The sequence below is a fragment of the Ornithinimicrobium sufpigmenti genome, from assembly GCF_004322775.1.
GTDB lineage: Bacteria > Actinomycetota > Actinomycetes > Actinomycetales > Dermatophilaceae > Ornithinicoccus > Ornithinicoccus sufpigmenti.
The window spans coordinates 1,038,842-1,059,132 of sequence record NZ_CP036403.1 but is presented as its reverse complement, the minus strand read 5'-3'; the positions used below and the strand labels follow the sequence as shown (position 1 = coordinate 1,059,132).

The 20,291-nt window shown below is 72.3% G+C and carries 19 protein-coding genes; 7 read left to right on the top strand and 12 right to left on the bottom strand.

The window, feature by feature from the left end:
* The first annotated feature begins 8 nt into the window (after positions 1 to 8).
* Complete coding sequence (locus ESZ52_RS04880; RefSeq protein ID WP_131103939.1) at positions 9 to 641, top strand: Maf family protein; 633 nt, start codon at positions 9 to 11, stop codon at positions 639 to 641.
* A 133-nt stretch (positions 642 to 774) separates the two neighbouring features.
* Positions 775 to 2,088: an NAD(P)/FAD-dependent oxidoreductase gene (locus tag ESZ52_RS04875; protein ID WP_272948400.1), complete on the top strand. Its 1,314-nt coding sequence runs from the start codon at positions 775 to 777 to the stop codon at positions 2,086 to 2,088.
* 70 nt (positions 2,089 to 2,158) lie between these two features.
* Here the strand turns inward: ESZ52_RS04875 and paaE are convergent, their stop codons facing one another.
* The 5 genes from paaE to paaA form a co-directional block, all read right to left on the bottom strand.
* Positions 2,159 to 3,286 (bottom strand): 1,2-phenylacetyl-CoA epoxidase subunit PaaE, encoded by a 1,128-nt coding sequence (gene paaE / locus ESZ52_RS04870; protein ID WP_131103937.1) that lies wholly within the window; start codon positions 3,284 to 3,286, stop codon positions 2,159 to 2,161.
* Positions 3,287 to 3,398: 112 nt separating this feature from the next.
* Positions 3,399 to 3,920: a 1,2-phenylacetyl-CoA epoxidase subunit PaaD gene (gene paaD, locus ESZ52_RS04865; protein WP_238154486.1), complete on the bottom strand. Its 522-nt coding sequence runs from the start codon at positions 3,918 to 3,920 to the stop codon at positions 3,399 to 3,401.
* A gap of 50 nt (positions 3,921 to 3,970) precedes the next feature.
* Entirely contained in the window at positions 3,971 to 4,798 is an 828-nt protein-coding gene (gene paaC, locus ESZ52_RS04860) for a 1,2-phenylacetyl-CoA epoxidase subunit PaaC (protein ID WP_337590190.1), read from the bottom strand.
* Complete coding sequence (gene paaB / locus ESZ52_RS04855; RefSeq protein WP_131103936.1) at positions 4,795 to 5,079, bottom strand: 1,2-phenylacetyl-CoA epoxidase subunit PaaB; 285 nt, start codon at positions 5,077 to 5,079, stop codon at positions 4,795 to 4,797. Before paaB ends, paaC begins: the two co-directional genes overlap by 4 nt.
* On the bottom strand, positions 5,076 to 6,095 hold the full coding sequence (gene paaA / locus ESZ52_RS04850; protein WP_131103935.1) for a 1,2-phenylacetyl-CoA epoxidase subunit PaaA: 1,020 nt from the start codon (positions 6,093 to 6,095) through the stop codon (positions 5,076 to 5,078). The genes paaB and paaA overlap by 4 nt, the downstream gene beginning before the upstream one ends.
* A gap of 93 nt (positions 6,096 to 6,188) precedes the next feature.
* Between paaA and ESZ52_RS04845 the strand changes: the two genes are divergently transcribed.
* The 5 genes from ESZ52_RS04845 (at position 6,189) to ESZ52_RS19125 (ending at position 9,594) form a co-directional block, all read left to right on the top strand.
* On the top strand, positions 6,189 to 6,803 hold the full coding sequence (locus ESZ52_RS04845; protein ID WP_131103934.1) for a GNAT family N-acetyltransferase: 615 nt from the start codon (positions 6,189 to 6,191) through the stop codon (positions 6,801 to 6,803).
* On the top strand, positions 6,800 to 7,543 hold the full coding sequence (locus tag ESZ52_RS04840; RefSeq protein WP_131103933.1) for an AzlC family ABC transporter permease: 744 nt from the start codon (positions 6,800 to 6,802) through the stop codon (positions 7,541 to 7,543). The genes ESZ52_RS04845 and ESZ52_RS04840 overlap by 4 nt, the downstream gene beginning before the upstream one ends.
* Complete coding sequence (locus tag ESZ52_RS04835) at positions 7,540 to 7,851, top strand: AzlD domain-containing protein (protein WP_131103932.1); 312 nt, start codon at positions 7,540 to 7,542, stop codon at positions 7,849 to 7,851. Before ESZ52_RS04840 ends, ESZ52_RS04835 begins: the two co-directional genes overlap by 4 nt.
* Positions 7,852 to 7,854: 3 nt before the next feature.
* Positions 7,855 to 9,246, top strand: coding sequence for a heparan-alpha-glucosaminide N-acetyltransferase domain-containing protein (locus ESZ52_RS04830; RefSeq protein ID WP_131103931.1), 1,392 nt, complete (start codon positions 7,855 to 7,857; stop codon positions 9,244 to 9,246).
* A 192-nt stretch (positions 9,247 to 9,438) separates the two neighbouring features.
* The gene (locus ESZ52_RS19125) at positions 9,439 to 9,594 is read left to right on the top strand and encodes a hypothetical protein (protein ID WP_181009938.1); all 156 of its coding nucleotides are present in this window, start codon (positions 9,439 to 9,441) and stop codon (positions 9,592 to 9,594) included.
* 276 nt (positions 9,595 to 9,870) lie between these two features.
* Here the strand turns inward: ESZ52_RS19125 and ESZ52_RS04825 are convergent, their stop codons facing one another.
* From ESZ52_RS04825 to ppc, 7 genes are all read right to left on the bottom strand, one after another.
* Positions 9,871 to 12,456 carry a polyribonucleotide nucleotidyltransferase gene (locus tag ESZ52_RS04825; protein ID WP_131103930.1) on the bottom strand — a complete coding sequence of 862 codons (2,586 nt, stop codon included), beginning with the start codon at positions 12,454 to 12,456 and terminating at the stop codon, positions 9,871 to 9,873.
* Positions 12,457 to 12,619: 163 nt separating this feature from the next.
* Positions 12,620 to 12,889 (bottom strand): 30S ribosomal protein S15, encoded by a 270-nt coding sequence (gene rpsO / locus ESZ52_RS04820; RefSeq protein WP_131103929.1) that lies wholly within the window; start codon positions 12,887 to 12,889, stop codon positions 12,620 to 12,622.
* A 181-nt stretch (positions 12,890 to 13,070) separates the two neighbouring features.
* Positions 13,071 to 13,787: a PIG-L deacetylase family protein gene (locus ESZ52_RS04815; protein ID WP_131103928.1), complete on the bottom strand. Its 717-nt coding sequence runs from the start codon at positions 13,785 to 13,787 to the stop codon at positions 13,071 to 13,073.
* 47 nt (positions 13,788 to 13,834) lie between these two features.
* The gene (locus ESZ52_RS04810; protein ID WP_131103927.1) at positions 13,835 to 14,671 is read right to left on the bottom strand and encodes an Fpg/Nei family DNA glycosylase; all 837 of its coding nucleotides are present in this window, start codon (positions 14,669 to 14,671) and stop codon (positions 13,835 to 13,837) included.
* Positions 14,672 to 14,792: 121 nt separating this feature from the next.
* Positions 14,793 to 16,352, bottom strand: a complete 1,560-nt coding sequence (locus tag ESZ52_RS04805) for an SH3 domain-containing protein (protein ID WP_131103926.1) — start codon at positions 16,350 to 16,352, stop codon at positions 14,793 to 14,795.
* A gap of 277 nt (positions 16,353 to 16,629) precedes the next feature.
* A complete protein-coding gene (locus ESZ52_RS04800; protein ID WP_131103925.1) occupies positions 16,630 to 17,313 on the bottom strand; it encodes a PepSY domain-containing protein in 684 nt (227 codons plus the stop codon).
* A 111-nt stretch (positions 17,314 to 17,424) separates the two neighbouring features.
* Positions 17,425 to 20,205, bottom strand: coding sequence for a phosphoenolpyruvate carboxylase (ppc, locus tag ESZ52_RS04795; RefSeq protein ID WP_131106436.1), 2,781 nt, complete (start codon positions 20,203 to 20,205; stop codon positions 17,425 to 17,427).
* Between the last annotated feature and the right edge of the window lie 86 nt (positions 20,206 to 20,291).

The following is a 20,291-nucleotide window of genomic DNA, read 5'->3' as shown; positions in this document are numbered from 1 at the left end:
AAGAACGCATGCTCCCCCTCGTCCTCGCCTCCGCCTCCCCTGCCCGCCTCACCACGCTGCGCAGCGCCGGCGTCGAACCCGAGGTGCTGGTCTCCGGCCTGGACGAGGAGGCCGCCCTCGCGCGGGCTCGCGAGCGGCACGGCCCGCTGGACCCGGCCGACGCGGCCCTGACCCTGGCGCGGGCCAAGTGCGAGGACGTGGTCGCCCGCCATGACCCCGAGGCTCTCGTCCTGGGCTGCGACTCGGTGCTGGAGCTGGACGGGGCGCTGCACGGCAAGCCCGGCTCCTCGCAGGTGGCGATCGAGCGGTGGCGGACGATGCGTGGCCGCTCGGGCACGCTGCATACCGGGCACTGGCTGGTGGACAACCGGGACCCGGAGGAAGGCGGCACGGGGGGGACCCTCGGGGCCACCGCGAGCACGGTGGTCCACTTCGCCGACCTCTCCGACGCCGAGATCGCGGCCTACGTCGCCACCGGTGAGCCCCTGCAGGTGGCCGGCGCCTTCACCGTCGACGGCCTGGGCGGCCCGTACGTCACCGGCATCGAGGGTGACTACCACGCCGTCGTCGGCGTGAGCCTGCCCCTGCTGCGCGAGCTGCTGCAGGAGCTCGGGCTGGCCTGGCACGAGCTGCGCAGGTAGGCCGTCGACCGGGCTCTCGACAGGACGCTCAACCGTGCTCTCGACCGGGTTGCCCGGGCTGCGCCACCCCGATGCGTCACGGGGACTGGGCAGGTGTGACGATGGTCCTCGGTAGATGTCGACGAGGAGGTCGGTGGCAGTGGACGTGCGCAAGATCGCGGTGGTCGGTGCGGGCATGGTCGGTCTCTCGACCGCGTGGTTCCTGCGGGAGCAGGGGGTCGAGGTCACGGTCCTGGACCGCACCGGCGTCGGTGCCGGGGCGTCGTGGGGCAACGCCGGGTGGCTGACCCCGGCGATCGCGACCCCGCTGCCGGAGCCGGCCGTGCTGCGCTACGGCGTGCGCGCCGTCATCTCGGCCAACTCCCCCGTCTACGTGCCGCCCACCCTGGACCCCAACCTGGCCCGGTTCGTGGCCGGTTTCGTGCGGCACAGCACCGGCAGCCGGTGGACCACCGCGATGCAGGCCCTGCTGCCGGTCAACGCACAGTCCCTCGACGCCTTCGACCACCTGGCTGCGCACGGCGTCGCGGCACCGGTGCTGGACGCCGAGCCGTTCACCGCCGCCTACGAGCGCGCCGGTGACGTGCAGGGGCTGCTGGAGGAGTTCGAGCAGATCGAGCGGGCCGGGGGCCGTGTGGAGCACGAGCTCATCGGGGGCGCCGAGGCGCGCCGCCGCGAGCCGGCCCTGTCGGAGAAGGTGCAGGCGGCCGTCGTCATCCACGGCCAGCGCTACCTGCGCCCGGTGGAGTATGTCGAGGCCCTCGCCGAGGCGGTGCGCGGCCAGGGCACCCCGATCGTCGCCGGTGCCGACGTCCTCGGGATCGACGACCTCGGCCCGGCCGGGGTGCAGGTGCGCACGGCCGGTCCCGGGTCGGGCAGCTACGACGCGGTGGTGGTCGCGACCGGTGCCTGGCTGGGTGACCTGGTGCGACCCTTCGGTGTCCGGCACGTCGTCCAGGCCGGGCGCGGCTACTCCTTCAGCGTGGAGACCGAGCACCTCCCGGCCGGCCCGCTGTACTTCCCCGCCGTCCGGGTGGCCCTCACGCCGCTCGGTGACCGGCTGCGCGTCGCCGGGATGATGGAGTTCCGCAAGGCCGACGCCGCGCTGGACCCTCGGCGGATCCGGGCCATCGTCGAGGCCGCCCGGCCGCTGCTCCACGGCGCCGACCTGGACCGCCGGCAGGACGAGTGGGTCGGCTCCCGCCCGGTCACCGCCGACGGACTGCCGCTCATCGGCCGCACGGAGTCCGAGCGCGTATTCGTCGCAGGCGGCCACGGCATGTGGGGCGTGACGCTCGGCCCGGTCACGGGTCGTCTGCTCGCCGAGCAGATCACCACGGGCCAGGTGCCCGCCGAGCTGACCCCCTTCGACCCGCTGCGCCGGCTGCGGTGGGCCCCGTCCCGGCTGAGCGCCGCCCGACGACGGACGGGCTCGACGCAGGTCTGACCCCCAAAGCCCAGGCGTCGAAGCCGGTGCCGGGGCGTCGAAGCCGGCGCCCGGGCGGGCTCAGACGGGGTCAGGCGTCATAGTCGATGGTCACCTGGTCGCTGACCGGGTGCGACTGGCACATGAGCCGGTAGCCCCGCTCCACCTCGTCCGGCTCCAGGGCGTAGTTGCGGTCCATGCGGACCTCCCCGGTGACCACCTTGGCGCGGCAGGTGCCGCAGACGCCACCGGTGCAGGAGAAGGGTGCGTCGGGGCGCTCGCGCAGGGTGGCGTCCAGGATCGACTCCACGCGGGTCGGCATCGGCACCGTGGTCGTGCGGCCGTCGAGGGTGACGGTGACGACGGCCTCCGGCGGCGCCGAGGGGTCGACCTCGACCGGCGCGGTCTGCGTCACCGGTGTCCCGGCGTCGTCCACGTGGAAGATCTCATGGTGCACGTGCTCCGGGTCCACGTCCCGCTCGGCCAGGACGGCGCGGACGGTCTCGACCATCCCCAGCGGCCCGCACAGGTACCACTCATCGACCTCGTCCTCGGGCACGAAGGTGGCCAGGAACTCCTCGAACTTCTCCCGGTCGATCCGACCGGTGAAGAGCTCCAGGTCCTGCACCTCGCGGGAGAGCACGTTGAGCAGGATGAACCGGCCCGGGAACCGGTTCTTCAGGTCCATCAGCTCCTCCAGGAACATGATGGAGTCGGTGCGTCGGTTGCCGAAGATCAGCGTGGCCCGCGACTGCGGCTCCTCCTCCAGCGCCGTCGTGAGCAGCGACAGCACCGGGGTGATGCCCGAGCCCGCGGCCACGCCGACGTGGTGGCGACGCGCCGTGGGGTCCGTCGGGCAGACGAAGCTGCCCATCGGCGTCATCACCTGCAGGGTGTCGCCCGGACGGACCTCGCTGCCCAGCCAGGTCGACATCAGGCCGGTCGGCACCCGCATCGAGGCCACCCGGACCTCCCCGCGGCGCCGGGCCTCGGCGCGGGAGATGCAGCAGGAGTAGGAGCGGCGCACATCCTGACCGTCGATCGTGGCCCGCACGGTCAGGTGCTGCCCGGGCTGGAAGTCGAACTCGCGGCTCAGCTCCTCCGGGACGGCGAAGCTGATCGCGACGGCGTCGTCGGTCAGCCGGTCCACCCGGGTGACGGTCAGGTCATGAAAGGTGGCGCGGCGCCGGGTGGGCTGCTGCTGCAACAGGCTCAACATCGCTCCTTGCGTCGGGGTGCCCCAGCGAGGGGCGGCGCTGGGGCGTGGGCCCTCAAACCCTCTTCGGGGTCTGGTGCGCAGCCCCAGCGGGGGGCGTGGGGGGCGGCGCCCCTCACAGTGTCTTGAACTCGTCGAACGGCTCCCGGCAGGACAGGCAGCGTCGCAGGGCCTTGCAGGCCGTAGACCCGAAGCGGGAGATCTCCTCGGTCTGCTCCGAGCCGCACAACGGGCAGCTCACCTGCCGGACCGAGAGCCCGACGGGCACCGGTCCGTGCGCCTTCTGGCCGGTGGGCGGGGCGATGCCGAAGCGGCGCAGGGCCTCGCGACCCTCCTCGCTCATCCAGTCGGTGGTCCAGGCAGGCGAGAGACGCGTGACCACCTCGACGGGGACGCCCGCCCGCCCGCAGACGCGTCGGATGTCCTCCTCCATGACCCGCATCGCCGGGCACCCGGAGTACGTAGGGGTGATCGTGACCCGCAGGCCCTCACCGACCCGCTCGATCTCGCGGATGACCCCGAGCTGGTGGATGGTGATGACCGGGATCTCCGGGTCGGGCACCTCCCTCAGCGCAGCCTCCACCTGCGCCAGGAGCTGGTCGGTCGCGACCGCGCGCGGCGCCTGCGCGAGCTCCATACCCGTGCCCATTCCCCCGCCCGCTCCCGTGCCCACGCCCATCCGCACCCTCACCAGGTGGCGCCGGGGTGGCTGCGGGCGATGTGCTGCATCTCCGCGAGCAGGTAGCCCATCGCCTCGGAGTGCACGCCGTCGCGGCCGCCGCGGGCGTGCCAGCGCGGGGGCTCGGGCATGGTCAGGGTCGCCTGCGAGACCACCTGCGCGACGCCAGCGTTGACCGCCTCGGTCAGCGCGGAGGGGAGCACGCCGATGGCCTGCTCGCTGGCCCAGACCGCCGCGGTGTAGTCCTCACCCAGCTCGCGCACGTACGGATGCACCGCCTCCAGCGCGGCCTGCATCCGAGCGTGGCTCAGCTCGGTCCCGTCGCCCAGGCGCAGCACCCACTGGGTCGCGTGGTCGCGGTGGTAGTCGACCTCCTTGACCGCCTTCTGGGCGATCCCGGCCAGCACCTCGTCGGCGGAGTCGACCAGCCGGGAGTACAGCTCGTACTGGTAGGAGGCGAACCACAGCATGCGTGCCATCTCGTGGGCGAAGTCGCCGCGGGGCTGCTCCACCAGCTGCACATTGCGGAACCGGCGCTCGTCGCGCAGCATCGCCAGCGCGTCCTCGTCGCGGCCCTCGCCCTCGACCTCACCGGCTCGGGTGAGCAGGGCCCTGGCCTGGCCGAGCAGGTCGAGGCCGACATTGCCGAGGGCCATGTCCTCCTCGATCTGCGGGGCATGGGTGAGCCACTCGCCGAGACGCTGGGCATAGATCAGGGCGTCGTCACCGAGGGAGAGCAGGTAGGCGGCATGCAGCTCGGCCGGGGTGGCACCGTCCAGGCCCCCGACGTCGGGGCGGCGACCGGCTATCACCGGCCCGCTGGTGAGCTCGCTCACAGGTACTCCACGTCCTCGGGCACGTCGTAGAAGGTCGGGTGCCGGTAGACCTTGTCCGCGGCCGGGTCGAAGAAGCTGTCCTTCTCCTCGGGGCTGGAGGCGGTGATGTCCGCGGAGGCCACGACCCAGAGCGACACCCCCTCCTGCCGGCGGGTGTAGAGGTCGCGGGCGTTACGCAGCGCCATCTGGGCGTCGGGCGCGTGCAGGGATCCGGCGTGCACGTGGTTGAGGCCGCGCCGGCTACGGACGAAGACCTCCCACAGCGGCCAGGTCGTGCTCACGCGACCTCCTCCTGCGCGCTCTGCTTGCGGGCGTAGGCCAGGGCCGCCTCCCGCACCCAGGCGCCCTCCTCGTGGGCGGCGACCCGGGTGTCGATGCGCTGCGCGTTGCAGGGGCCGTCGCCGCCCAGCACCCGCCAGAACTCCTCCCAGTCGATCTCGCCGAAGTCCCAGTGCCCACGCTCCTCGTTCCAGCGCAGGTCCGGGTCGGGCAGGGTGATGCCCAGCTTGATCGCCTGGGGGACGGTCATGTCGACGAACTTCTGCCGCAGGTCGTCGTTGGTGAAGCGCTTGATGCCCCAGGCCATGTTCTGGGCCGTGTGACCTTCCTTGGCCTTCTCCCCCGAGTCGGGCGGGCCGAACATCATCAGGGCGGGCCACCACCAGCGGTCGGCGGCGTCCTGGAGCATGGCGCGCTGGCTCTCCGTCCCCTGCGACAGGGTCCAGAGGATCTCGAAGCCCTGCCGCTGGTGGAAGGACTCCTCCTTGCACACGCGGATCATCGCCCGTGCGTAGGGGCCGTAGGAGCAGCGGCACAGCGGGACCTGGTTCATGATCGCCGCGCCGTCGACCAGCCAGCCGATGGCACCCACGTCGGCCCAGGTCAGGGTGGGGTAGTTGAAGATCGAGGAGTACTTCTGCCGGCCGGTGTGCAGCTTGTCGAGCAGCTCGGCCCGGTCCACCCCGAGGGTCTCGGCCGCGGAGTAGAGGTAGAGCCCGTGCCCGGCCTCGTCCTGCACCTTGGCCATGAGGATGGCCTTGCGGCGCAGGCTGGGGGCGCGGCTGATCCAGTTGCCCTCCGGCTGCATACCGATGATCTCCGAGTGCGCGTGCTGGGCGATCTGCCGGATCAGCGTCTTGCGGTAGCCCTCGGGCATCGCGTCCCGCGGCTCGATCCGCGAGTCCTCGTCGATGAGTCCGTTGAAGTACTCGTCCAGAGCCTGCTGGTACTCGGGGGTCTCCGCGGCGTTCAGGGGCGCAGCTGCGTCGTCGCGGGGCCCGAAGTCGTTGCCGTACATACCCCCAGTGTGCCAGAGAACCCCCGCTTTGTGACAGTTCTAGCGTTGAACGACGGTGCAACTGTCACATGGCTCGGGTGGGAGACTGGTGGGGTGAGCGAGCACCATCATGAGCACACCCACCACCACCCGCACGAGGGTGGTTCTGCCGCGGCGGCGCCCGGCCCGCTGGCCGACGCCAGCGTGCGCACGGCCCGGCCCAGCGACGCCCCGGCGGTGGGACTGGTGCAGGCGACGGTCTACCAGGCCGAGCTGACCGGCGTGCTCGCCCCGGAGCTGCTCGAGGAGCTCACCGGCCCCAGGTTCGCCGCCGTCTGGCGCCGTTCCCTGGAACGGCCCCCCTCGACGCGCCACCGGCTGCTCGTCGCCTGCGCCGGCCCGCAGGTGGTGGGCTACGTCGCGCTCGGACCCGCCGAGGAGGAGCCCGGGGTGGACGCCGAGCGCACCGGCATGGTGTACGACGGCGCCGTGCACCCCGACGCCCGCGGCGCCGGCCACGGCTCCCGCCTGCTCAACGCCGCGGTCGACACCCTGCGCGCCGGCAACGACCAGCTGGAGGCCGTGACGACCTGGGTGCGCGCCGACGCCGAGACGTCCCTGGCCTTCCTGCAGGCCGCCGGCTTCGCCCCCGACGGCGCCTGGCGCGACCGGGTCGTCGGGGAGGACGGCCGCACGACGCGGGAGGTGCGCCTGGTGGCCGAGGTATGACGTGGTGGCGCACGCCGGCCGCCCGGCAGGGGGTGGCGGTCGGCCTCGTCGGCCTGTATGGCGTGAGCGCGGGGGCACTCGGGGTGGCGGCCGGACTGACCGTCTGGCAGACGGTGCTCACCTCGGTGCTGCTCTTCTCCGGCGGCTCCCAGTTCGCCTTCTACGGCGTGATCGGCGCGGGCGGCAACCCGGTGGCGGCGGTCGCCACCTCGACCCTGCTGGGACTGCGCAACGGCTTCTACGGCCTGGAGCTCTCCCGCCGACTGGCACCCTCACCCGTCCTGCGACCGCTCACGGCCCACCTGACCATCGACGAGTCCACCGCCGTCGCCGTCGCGCAACCGGACCAGCGCTCGACCCGGATCGGGTTCTACACCACCGGCGTGGTGCTCTTCGTGGTGTGGAACAGCATGACCCTCGCCGGGGCTCTGGCCGGTGAGGCCATGGGTGACCCGCGGGCCTGGGGGCTGGACGCGGCTGCCGCCGCCGCGTTCGTGGCCCTCGTCTGGCCGCGGCTGAAGGGCCGCGGCCCGATCGGCACAGCAGCTTTGGCCATGGTGCTCACTCTCGTCTCGGCGCCGTTCGTGCCGACCGGGGTGGAGGTCCTCATCGGCGCCACCGCGGCGCTGGCCCTCGGACTGCCCCGACGCGCGGGTCCTGAGCGCGACCCCGCCCCCGTCACGCGGGACGCCGAGGCGATCCTCGCCCACGAGGCGACCCGGCAGGAGGACCGCTCGTGACCCTGTGGATCGCGGTCATCGCCGCCTGCCTGCTGGCCTGGCTGGTCAAGCTGGCCGGTTACCTCGTGCCCGAGCGGGTCCTGCAGATCCCGTGGGTGGACCGTGTGGTCCCTCTGCTCACGGTCGCCCTGCTCAGCGCCCTGGTCATCACCCAGGGTTTCCTGGACGGCGACGGGTTGCCCGTCCTGGACGCCCGCGCCGCCGGGATCGGGGTCGCCCTGGTCCTGCTGCTGCTGCGCGCCCCGTTCCTCGTGGTCGTGGCCGCTGCCGCCGCCACCGCCGCGCTGCTGCGGCTCTGGGGAGGCTAGGCCGTGGCGGGGGCCGGCGCGGGGCCGGACGGACAGCGCAGGGGCGCAGGCCCGGACGGACGGAGGGGCGGTGCAGGTCCGGGCTCACCCCCAGGACACGCCGTCGCCGCGCCCCGCGCAGGACGCCTGCTGAGCGTCGACCTGGCGCGGCTGGTGGCGCTGCTGGGGATGTTCGCCTCCCACCTCGTCCTACCGCTGCGCGCCGACGCACCGGGCGGCGTGGACGGGCTGTTCCAGGTCGTCGCGGGTCGCTCCTCGGCGTTGTTCGCCCTGCTCGCCGGGGTGAGCCTGGCGATCGTCACCCGTGACCTGCACGCCGCCGGCAGGAGCACCGCCAGCGGCCGCACGCCTTCCACGTCCGCGCGCAGGGGGCCTTCCACGTCGGCGGGCAGCAGCGGAGGGCCGACGTCCGCAGGCGGCAGGAGCGGCCCCGCGTCGCACCGCCGACGGCTGCTCGTCCGGGCAGCCGCAGTGGGCACGATCGGTCTCCTCCTCGGGCTGCTCGACTCCGGCATCGCGGTGATCCTGGTCTACTACGCCGTGCTGTTCTGCTGCGCCCTGCCGGTGCTGACCTGGCGGGCGCCGGCGTTGGCGGCACTGGCTGTGGGCTGGGGGCTGCTGAGCCCGCTGGTGAGCATGCTGATCCGTCCGGCCCTGCCGCCGACCACCTACCAGATCCCGTCCCTGGTCAGCCTCCGCGACCCGGTCCGGCTGCTCAGCGAGCTCGTGGTCACTGGCTACTATCCGGTGCTGACCTGGGCCACCTATCTCTTCGCCGGCCTGGCCGTCGGCCGCCTGCTGGCGCCGGGCGGAACCGCACTGTCCGACGCTCGCGTCCCTGCGCGACGGGGCGCCCTGCTGACTCTGCTCGGCCTCACGCTGGCTGCGCTGCCCCTGGCGGCCTCCCGTCTGATCACGGGCTCCGAGCAGGTGCGTCAGGTTCTCGTCGAGACGTCAGGGTCCGGGAGCTGGGAGACCCTGGCGGTGGACCTGCGCCGCGGCTTCTACGGGGTGCACCCCGAGGGTTCGCCCTGGTGGCTCGGGGTATGGGTACCGCACAGCGGGAGCATCACCGACCTCGCGCACACGACCGGGTGCGCGCTGCTGGTGCTCGGTCTGTGCTGGTGGGCGGTCCGCCTGCTCCCACGGCTGCCCTGGTCTCTGCTCGCCGGCGCGGGGGCCATGACCCTGACCCTCTACTCCTTGCACGTCGTCGTCCTCGGCAGCCCGGCGGGCGAGCCAGGCAGGGCACTGGCCCGCGGCTCCGACAGTGCTCTGGCCCTGCACGTGACCCTGGCCCTGGCGATCGGCGTGGTCTTCGCCGTGCTCCGCCGCCCCGGCCCCGTGGAACAGGGCGTCCGCTGGCTGACCACGTCGCTGGCCCCCCCGAAGTAACCGTTGTTCATCGGACGTTCATCGTCTCAGTCCCAGCAGTCACAGGGACACGACCCACGCCCTGATCAGAGGTGTGGCCGCACCGGTTGGACGGCAACCGTTTACCTTTTGTTCACCTTTGGGCTAGAGTAGGTAAACACACGATGAACGACTGGTCCGCAGACGCCGACCACGACTCCGGAGGAGGACACCATGACCACGGTTCGTCAGCTACCCAAGGCGCGACGTCGCGTCGTCCTGGCGTGGGTCCCCGTGACCGACGCCGACGGCCGCACCCGTATGGAGATGCGCTGGGACGTCTCGGGGGGCCCAGCTCCCCGGCGAGCCACCGCAGCAGCGGCCGCCTGAGCAGACCGACCTCGCGAGGGCGGACCCGGTGATCGGGTCCGCCCTCGCGTCTCTCCCGCCATCTTTTCGTCCAGTGCCGTGGATATGCGCACGGCACGGGGGTCGAGGCGTGCACAGCCGCAGCACTCGGTGACCGAAGCGACCGGACCCCCTTCGCCCGCGAGCACAGCGCAACACTCGATCACCTCCGCAGCACGAGGGCCCGGACGCACCTGCGTCCGGGCCCTCGTCATACCTGCGGGTCGTCACGGGTGCGTAGCACCCGTGACGCAGGGGTCACTCCTGGTCGGAGCCGCCCTCGTTCTGGTCCTCGCCGCCGCCGTTGCCGCCGCGGCCACGGCCGCCGCGACGCCGACGCTGACGGCGGGGGCGGTCGCCGCCCTGGCCCTCCTCGGACCCGGAGCCGTTCTCGGCCGACTCCGAGGAGTCCGCCGAGTCCGCTGAGTCCTCGTCAACCTGCGCGTCACCCTGGGCGTCATCCTGCACGTCCTCGGGAGCTGGGGGCAGGTGGCCCTCGACCGCCTGGGTCTGCGGGGCGTCCGACTCGACGGCGGCCTCGGTCTGGCCGGCGTCACCCTGGGTGCCACCGTTGCCGTTCCCGTCGCCATTCCCATCGCTGGTCCCGTCGCCCTCGACGACCGCAGCCAGCGAGAGCTTGCCGCGCGGGTCGATCTCCTTGAGCTCGACCTGGACCTTCTGGCCCACGGACATCACGTCCTCGACAGCGTCGATGCGACGGCCGCCGACGAGCTTGCGGATCTCGGAGATGTGCAGCAGGCCGTCCTTGCCCGGGAGCAGGGAGATGAACGCGCCGAACGTCGTGGTCTTGACCACGGTGCCCAGGAAGCGCTCGCCGATCTCCGGCATCTGCGGGTTCGCGATCGCGTTGACCGCCGCCCGGGCCGCCTCGGCGGAAGGACCGTCGGTGGCACCGATGTAGACCGTGCCGTCGTCCTCGATCGAGATGTCGGCGCCGGTGTCCTCCTGGATCTGGTTGATCATCTTGCCCTTGGGGCCGATGACCTCGCCGATCTTGTCGACCGGCACCTTCACCGAGATGACGCGCGGGGCGTAGGGGCTCATCTCGTCCGGGGCGTCGATGGCCTCGTTCATCACGTCCAGGATGTGCAGGCGCGCGTCGCGGGCCTGGGTCAGCGCACCGCCCAGCACCTCGGCAGGGATGCCGTCGAGCTTGGTGTCCAGCTGGATCGCGGTGACGAACTCCCGGGTACCGGCGACCTTGAAGTCCATGTCACCGAAGGCGTCCTCGGCACCAAGGATGTCGGTCAGCGCGGCGTACTGGGTCTTGCCGTCGACCTCGGCCGAGACCAGACCCATCGCGATGCCCGCCACCGGCGCGCGCAGCGGCACACCCGCGTTGAGCAGCGACATCGTGGACGCGCAGACCGAGCCCATCGAGGTCGAGCCGTTGGAGCTCAGCGCCTCGGAGACCTGCCGGATCGCGTAGGGGAACTCCTCGCGCGTCGGCAGCACCGGCATGAGGGCACGCTCGGCGAGCGCTCCGTGACCGATCTCTCGACGCTTCGGGGAGCCCACGCGCCCGGTCTCACCGGTGCTGTAGGGCGGGAAGTTGTAGTTGTGCATGTACCGCTTGCGGGTCACCGGCGAGAGGGTGTCCAGCTGCTGCTCCATACGCAGCATGTTCAGCGTGGTGACACCCATGATCTGGGTCTCACCCCGCTCGAAGATCGCCGAGCCGTGGGCGCGCGGCAGGACCTCGACCTCGGCCGAGAGCGCGCGGATGTCCTTCAGGCCACGGCCGTCGATGCGGACCTGGTCGCGCAGGATGCGCTCACGGATGAGCTTCTTCTGCACGGCGCGGTAGGCCGCGTCGATCTCCTTGTCGCGACCGGCGAACGGTGCGTCCTCGGTGACGGACGACGGAGCGGCGTCGCCGTCCTGGGGCATCTGCAGCCCGAGCAGCTTGCCCTTCATCGCGATCTTGATCTCGTCGATGCGGGTCTCCCGCTCCTGCTTCCCGCCGATCTGCAGGGCCTCGGCGAGGTCGGCCGAGGTGGCCTCCTCGACGGCGGCGTAGGCGTCGTCCTCGTAGTCGAGGAAGCGGGGGAACTGCTGGACCTCCTTGGCCGCCTCGGCGGCCAGCTGGGCCTGGGCGTCGCAGAGGACCTTGATGAACTTCTTTGACTCCTCCAGACCCTGGGCCACGACCTCCTCGGTCGGGGCCTGCTTGCCCTCGTTCTTCACCAGGTCCCAGGTCGCCTCCGTGGACTCGGCCTCGACCATCATGATCGCGACGTCATCGCCCACGACCCGCCCGGCCACGACCATGTCGAAGGTCGAGCGCGCGGCGTCGGAGAAGTTGGGGAAGGCGACCCACTGGCCGTCGATGAGCGAGACCCGGGTCGCACCGATCGGGCCGCTGAAGGGCAGGCCGGAGATCTGGGTGGAGGCCGAGGCGGCGTTGATGGCGAGCACGTCGTACTGGTGCTCGGGGTTGAGCGACAGGACCGTGATGACGACCTGAACCTCGTTGCGCAGGCCCTTGGCGAAGGTGGGGCGCAGCGGGCGGTCGATCAGGCGGCAGGTGAGGATCGCCTCGGTGGACGGGCGGCCCTCCCGGCGGAAGAAGCTGCCCGGGATGCGGCCGAGGGAGTACATGCGCTCCTCGACGTCCACGGTGAGCGGGAAGAAGTCGAAGTGGTCCTTGGGGTGCTTGCTGGCCGTGGTGGTGGACAGCAGCATCGTGTCGTCGTCGAGGTATGCGGTGACGCTTCCGCCGGCCTGCCGGGCCAGACGCCCGGTCTCGAAGCGGACGGTGCGGGTGCCGAAGCTGCCGTTGTCGATGGTGGCTTCGGCGAAGGTGATCTCTGGACCCTCCATGGGCCCTCCTTTTCTGTTCTCTCGCAAACACCGGGCATCGTCGTTGTGCCCGGCTGTTCCCAACTGCTGGGGCGTGCCGTCGCGGCAGGCCCCGACGCGCGCTGGTGCGCACGTCATACGCAAAAGAGCGGTTCCCGGATCGGGAACCGCTCCCCTGCGAAGCTCAGCGGCGCAGGCCGAGGCGCTTGATCAGCGACCGGTAGCGCTCGATGTCGGTCTGCTCCAGGTAACGGAGGAGACGCTTGCGCTTGCCGACCAGCAGCAGCAGCCCGCGGCGGCTGTGGTGGTCGTGCTTGTGCTCACGCGAGTGCTCGGTGAGCTCCTTGATCCGGTGGGTCAGGAGCGCGACCTGCACCTCCGGGCTGCCGGTGTCGCCCTCGGTCGTGGCGTACTCCTTGATGATGTCCTGCTTCGCGGCAGTCTCGTTCGCCATGGGCGACTCCTTCTTGTCGTTGCGCGGCGCAACCCGGGCATGTTCACCGGGGCACTCTGGATCCGCGGCCGTTCAGACGGCACCCGCCAGATTATCAGCGCCCACGCCCCTGCCCCTAATCGCGGCCTCATCGCGCCTACACCGCGGCCGGAGAGATTGGGTCGCGGCCGGAGGGGACCGGTCAGCGCGCGTGCACCCGGGCGGTCCAACGGTAGCGGCCCTCGTGCTCCGGGTGCGCCAGGATCTCGCCGAGGAGGTCGCGCGGCGCCGGGTAGTCCGGACCGAGCGCCGCCAGGTACTCCCGGTGCGCCTCGAGCGAGGCGACCGCGCGGTCGAAGTGCTCGGTGACGTCGACCTCGTGCGTCGGGTCGGAGGCGGCCGAGACGGCGACCCACCGGACGCCGTCCCAGGGCTCGTCGCCGTCGCTGACCAGCTCGGGGAAGATCCACCGGTTGCCGGCCGCCGCGACCGCGTCGATGGCGGCCAGCCCGACGGCACGGTGGTCGGCCTGGTTGAGGCTGCCGCCGGCGAAGGTCTCTGCGTGCGTCAACGTCGTGACCAGCTCGGGACGTGCCCGCCTGATCTCCCGCGCGAGGGCTCGGCGCAGGTCCAGGTCGGCCTCGATCACCCCGTCGGCGAAGCCCTCCAGGAAGAGCACCTCCTCGACCCCGACCTCGCGGGCACCGTCCCGCTCCTCCTGCTCGCGCAGCGGCGCTGCCCGGGCCGGCTCCATGGTCGCGATGCCGGCCTCGCCGCGGGTGACCAGCAGGTAGGTCACCTGCTTGCCGGCGTCGGTCCACCCGGCCACCGCCGCGGCGGTGCCGTACTCCAGGTCGTCGGGGTGGGCCACGATGCACAGCGCACGCTGCCAGTCGGTCGGGAAGGTCTCGAGCGTCATGCGGACAGCCTGCCAGGGATGGCCCGCCTGCCATGGCCCGGGAGCGGTCAGGTGCGGCGCTGGCAGCCGCCGCACCAGAACAGGTTGCGGCCGGCGACGACCTTGTGCCGCACCACCGACCCGCAGCGCAGGCACGGCATACCGTCCCGCTTGTAGACCGCGAACTCCCGAGGCACCTGCGGGCGTTCCCCGCGGTCCCAGGCGGCCGCGGTGTCCTCGAGCACGTCGTCGAGGGTGATGATCGCGCCCGTGCGCACGCCCCACGGCATCAGCATGACCAGGTCGTCCCAGATCAGCTGCCAGGAGGCACGCTTGAGCGAGCGTCCCGGCTTGAGCGGGTGCAGCCGGTGGCGCCACAGCACCTCGCAGCGGTAGATGTTGCCCACCCCGGCCAGCACGGTCTGGTCCATCAGCAGCTCGGCCAGGCTCTTGCCCGAGCGGCTGATCTTGCGGTATGCCGCGTCCGGGTCGTTGCTCTCCCCCACCGGCTGCAGGGGGTCCGGTCCCTGCCGGTCGACGAGCGCGTCGACCGCCTCCTCGTCCAGGACCTGGCAGGCCATCGGCCCCCGCAGGTCGGCGACGTGCCGCTCGCCGAGGACGCGCAGCCGGACGGCGCCGGTCGCCGGCGGCTCACTGCCGGGCGGGTCGACGGGCAGGACGAACCACTTGCCGATGAGCCCGAGGTGGACGTAGAGGGTGCGCCCCCGGGCGAAGTCGACGAAGAGCAGCTTGCCGTGCGCCCAGGAGCGCTCGACCAGCTGACCGTCCAGCAGGGCTGCGCCCTCGGCGAACCTGCCCTGGGGGCTGCTCACCTGCGGCTGGGTGCCTCCGAAGGCGTCGTCGAGGGAGTGGGCGAGACGGTGCAGAGTGTGGCCTTCGGGCATGGATAGATGGTCTCAGGTCCGGCGTGTGCCCTCCCTGTGGCCCGGAGCGTGGCTCTGGGGAGACAGCGACGCCCCGATCGCCGGGGCGGTCGGGGCGTCGCTGGGTGCGGCGAGGAGGGTCTTAGTTGCTGACGCCGGGCACCTTGCCGAAGGTGACGTCGCCGGAGGGCCAGATTGCGCGCTTCTGCACCGGCAGACCCGGGCGGCCGGAGTCCCACAGCATGTTGTCGCCGGCGTAGATGCCCACGTGGTAGGCGGGGGCGCCGAAGAAGACCAGGTCGCCCGGGCGCGGGTCGGTGGTCGTCGTCGCGAACGCCTGCTGCTGGGCCGCGGTGCGCGGCAGGCTGATGCCGAGCTGGCCGAAGACGTACTGGGTGTAGCCGGAGCAGTCGAAGCCGGCGGGGGTGGCGCCGCCCCAGACGTACATGATGCCGGCGTACTTGGCGGCCTCCTCCAGCACCGCCGCACCGGTGACGGCTCCCGGCGGGGCCGGCGGCGCGGGCGGGGCGGGCGGTGCCGGCGGCGTCGAGCCGCCGGAGAGCAGCTCGCCGAACACGAACCGGTTGTTGCCCAGGTCGAACCAGTTGTTGCTGGTGTACTTGCCGGTCACCTGGGTGCCTGCGGTCAGACCGCCCACGATGCTGTAGTTCGTGCCGGGACCGGAGCGCACGTTCGCGCCGGTGGTCACCGTGCGGGTCACCGTGTCACCGGGGGGCGGGCTCGGGGCCGGCGGCGCGGGCGGAGCCGGCGGGGTGGGGGCCGGGGGTGCCGGGGGGTTCGGTGCCGAGCCGGAGAGCAGCTCGCCGAAGACGAACTTGCCGTTGCCCATGTCGAACCAGTTGTTGCTGGTGTACGTGCCCGTCACCTGGGCACCGGCAGCCAGACCGCCGACGACGCGGTGCTGGGTGCCCGGCCCGGAGCGCACGTTGGCACCGACGGTGACGGTGCGGGTCACCGTGTCGCCGGGCGGCGGGTTGGGGGCAGGAGGGGTCGGCGCGGGCGTGGAACCGGAGAGGAGGCTGCCCAGCACGAAGCGACTGTTCCCCATGTCGAACCAGCCGTTGCTGGTGTACTTGCCCGTCACCTGGGCACCGGCGGCCAGACCGCCGACGATGCTGTGGCTCGTACCCGGGCCGGAGCGGACGTTCGAGGCGACCGTCACCGTCCGGGTCACGGTGTCACCCGGGGGCGGTGCCGGTGCCGGCGGCGGGGTCGGTGCGGGCGCCGAGCCGGAGAGCAGGTCGGCGAAGACGAACCGGTTGTTGCCCAGGTCGAACCAGCCGTTGCCGGTGTACTTGCCCGTCACCCGCGCCCCGGCCGCGAGGCCGCCGACGACGCGGTGCTGGGTGCCCGGGCCGGAACGCACGTTCGCCCCGGTCGTGACCGTGCGGGTGACCGTGCTGGCCGGGGCGTCCGGCGTCTCGGGGGACTGCGGGGTGTCCGGCGCCTCAGGCGTCTCCGGCGTGTCGCCGGGGGTGGCCGGCAAGGGGGTTGCCGGCTGCGGCGTCGTGCCCAGCGGCGTGGTCGGCAGGGGTGTCATCGGCAGCTGGGGCGCGGGCGCGGCCTGCGCGGGGAGCACGCCCAGCGGGGCAGCCATCGCCGCGGCGGCGACCCCGAGGGAGGCTGCGCGGGGCAGGCGGCGGGACGGTGCAGGGCAACGCGAGACCATAGGGACATCCATCGTGGTAAGGCGGGACAGGACCGGCGGTGCTCGCGGGACAGCGCTCATCGCCGTTGCAGTTGTTCACACCTGAGCCCTCTGGGACGACCGTGGCGAGGGGCTCGGGCGTCAGTGAACCTAGCCCGGCTCCCGGGCTCGGCGCAAGCCCCTGGCCTGCGAAACCGACGTTCTGAGGCCCTAAATCAACTGCAACACGCGTGACGTTGGTCACAGCGACACGCATTCTTCCCATTGTTCACAGGGGTCACTCCTGCCCGTCCAGGAGCGGGAGTGCAGATCAGTTCTCGATCTCCAGCACCTCGCCGGTCACCGAGACCGTGACCTCGATGTCGTCGCCGCGGTCCGTGCCGTCCAGGCTGACGTCCCAGAAGTGGCTCCCGTCGTCCTCGTCCAGCTCGGCCTCGTCCAGGTGGCCACCCACCTCGCCGACGGCCTGCTCGATCGCCTCGCTCAGCGTGATGGTCGCGGCGTCCACCCCGGCGCGGTCGTCGTCGTCCAGGTCGTCGTCCTCGGTGCCGACCACGCTGCCGTCCGCACCGACCGTCACCTCCACGGACCGGTCGCCGACGACCACGTCGACCTCCCAGCTGCCGTCGTCGTCCTGGTCGTCGATCGCGTAGGCCGTCCCGCCGGCCTCTTCCTCCGCAGTCTGGATCGCCTGGAGGGCCTGCGCGGTGGCGTCGCCAGTGGTGCTGGCAGAGGTGCCGTCGGTGGTGCCGTCGGGCGTGGCCTCGGCGGCGTCACCGGTGTTCGCAGAGTCTCCGGCATCCTGCGTCCCGGCGTCTCCGGCGGCCGGTGTCCCGGTGTCACCGGTCTCCGGCGCCGTGGTGTCGTCCCCGACCGCGTCCTGCGCTGTGGGCTGCGTGGGCGCCTCGGCGTCTTCCGAGGAGCAGCCCCCGAGGCCGAGTGCGAGGGCCAGTGCGAAGCCGGCGGACAGGGCAGTGGGCTTGAAGGTTGTCATGTTTTCAGCGTGCCAAGGCCGGATGAGAGTTGTCCTCATGAAGCGACCACGCCACCAGGGGCCGCCGCCGACACCGGACCTCTGCTGGGTCGTGCGAGGGGATGCGGTCCCTCAGCCGGTGTTGCGCAGGCCCGCGGCGATGCCGTTCACCGTGACCAGCAGGGCGCGCTGCAGCTCGCGGGTGTCGGCCTCGGCGCGGTCCCCGTCCCCGTCGCTGTCCCCGTCCCGGTCGGCGTCGGAGGCCCGCAGCCGACGCAGCAGCTCGACCTGCAGGTAGCTGATCGGGTCCAGGTAGTTGTCGCGGACCGCCAGCGTGCGCTTGAGCACCGGCTGGTCATCGAGCAGGTGGGCCTCCCCGGTGAGCGCCTTGAGCTCGGTGACGGTCAGCTCGAACTCCTCCCGGATGGTCTCGAAGATGTGCTGGAGCTCCCCGGGCACCAGCGTCTGGACGTAGTGGGCCGCGACACCCAGGTCGGTCTTGGCCACGGTCATCTCCACGTTGGAGATCACCGAACGGAAGAAGTGCCAGTGCTCCAGCATCTCCCGCAGGGTGCTCTCGTGCCCGGCCGCGCGGGCGGCCCGGAGCCCTGAGCCCACGCCGAACCAGCCGGGCACGATCTGCCGGGTCTGGGTCCAGCCGAAGACCCACGGGATGGCGCGCAGCCCGTCCAGGCCCTGGCCCGTGTCCGGCCGCTTGCTCGGCCGGGAGCCGATGTTGAGCTCGCCCAGTTGGTCGACGGGTGTGGCCGCGACGAAGTAGGCGGGCAGGTCCGGGTCGTCGATGAGCCGGCGATAGGCGGCGTAGGCGGCGTCGCTGGCGCTGTCCATGACCTCGCCGTACCGCGCGCGCTCCTCCTCGGTGGTGCGCGGGTCGCGGTGCAGCGCGGAGGCGCGCAGCACGGCGGCCATGGACAGCTCCAGGTTCTCCCGCGCCAGTGCGGGCAGGGAGTACTTGTCCGAGATCACCTCGCCCTGCTCGGTGAACTTGATCTCGCCCTCGAGCACCCCGGAGGGCTGGGCCAGGATCGCGTCGTAGGTGGGGCCGCCGCCGCGACCGACCGATCCGCCGCGGCCGTGGAAGAGCCGCAGCCGCACCCCGTGCCGGTGGGCGACGTCGCGCAGCGCCCGCTGGGCCTGGTGGATCCCCCACTGGCTGGTCAGCACGCCCGCCTGCTTGTTGGAGTCGGAGTAGCCGAGCATGACCTCCTGCACGTCGCCGCGCAGGCGCACCAGGTCCCGGTAGGCCGGGATGCGCAGGAGGGTGTCGACGAGGTCGGCCGCCCCGCGCAGCTCGTCGATGGTCTCCAGCAGTGGCGCGAAGCCGACGTGGGCGAAGGCGCCCTCACCGCCCGGCCCTCCGTGCAGGTCGAGCAGCCCGGCCTCCCGCGCCAGCACGGCCGCGGCGAGCACGTCGTCGGGGCCCTGGGTCATCGAGACGATGTAGGTCTCCACGACCTCCTGGCCGTACGTGGCGATCGCCTCACGGATCTGGTCGAAGACGGCCAGGGTCCGACCCCGGGGCGCGGCCGGCGTCAGCAGCGGGCGCCGCGAGGCCAGCTCGTCGCCGAGCAGCGCGGTGCGCGCGGGCCGGTCCAGCGCGGCATACCCCTGGGTGGCCCCCGCCGCCTCCAGCAACGGGGCGAGCGCCTCGTGGTGCTTCTCGGCGTGCTCGCGCACGTCCAGGGTGGCCAGGTGCAGCCCGCTGCCGGCGATGGTCTGGATCGCCCGGGCGACCCGGCCGTCGGCCACGAGCTCTCCCCCGTGGGCGCGCAGCGAGTCCGCGACGAGCTGCAGGTCGGCCAGCAGCTCCCCGACGTGGGCGTAGTCCCGCCCCTGCTGGTGGGCCGTGCGGTCCTCCACCCGCCGGCGGGTGTTGAGCAGCTTGGCCCGCACGCAGGAGAGCTTGAGCCGGTAGGGCTCCTGCGCGTTGAGCTCACGGACCCGCGGGTCCAGGCCGGGCAGGTTGGCCAGGTCGCGGTGCAGCGACTCCTCCAGCTCCGGCTCGACCCCGACCACGACGGTCGAGGAGGACAGCTGGGAGATGAGCACGTCCACCAGGCTGAGCGCCACGTCCACGGCGTGCAGGGACTGCAGGCGCAGCACCTCGCGCGTGACCTCGGGCGTGACGAAGGGGTTGCCGTCGCGGTCGCCGCCGATCCAGCTGCCGAACCGCACCGGCGGGCGGGAGGTGTCGGTGCGCACCCCGTGCGCCCCGGCCAGCTCGGCCAGCTGGCCCAGCAGCTCGGGCATGGTGGTGGTGAGCACCTCGTCGAGGTAGTACATCGCGTTGCGGGCCTCGTCCATCGGCGTCGGCCGGGACTGGCGCAGCTCGTCGGTCTGCCAGATGAGGTCGATGAGCTCGGCCAGGTCACGGTCCTGCCGGCGGCGGGCGAGGGTGTCCGGCTCGGTGCTGGCGGCCAGGACGTCGGACAGGTGCCGGATCTTGGTGAGCACGCTGCGCCGGGACGCCTCGGTCGGGTGGGCGGTGAAGACCGGGCGCACGTCCAGCTCGGCGAGGGTGTCGGCCAGCAGCTGCGGTCCCCCGGCCTGCACGATGTCCTGCACCGTCGCCACCAGCCAGCCGTCCTGCTCAGGACGGGCGGCGTGGGTGCGCACCCGGTGGACCTGCTCGGCGGCGTTGGCCAGGTGGAAGTAGGCCGAGAAGGCCCGGACCAGGTCGGTCGCCAGGTCGAGCGGCAGGCCTGCCAGCATCTGTCGCACCTGCTCGGTGGCTGCCTCGTCGCCCTGCTGGCTGGCCTTGGTGGTGAGCCGGACCAGCTCGACCTGGTCGAGCAGCCCCTGGCCGTGGTGCCGGACGAGGGACTGGCCGAGCAGGGTGGAGACGCGGCGCACGTCCGCCCGCAGCTCGGGGCTGATCGCGTCGTCGGGCACATGTGCCTCCGCGCGCTCGGGCTCGGGCTCAGTGCGGTCGGAGGTGCCGTCGGAGGTCGTGGTCTGCTCGCTCACGAGCCGACCCT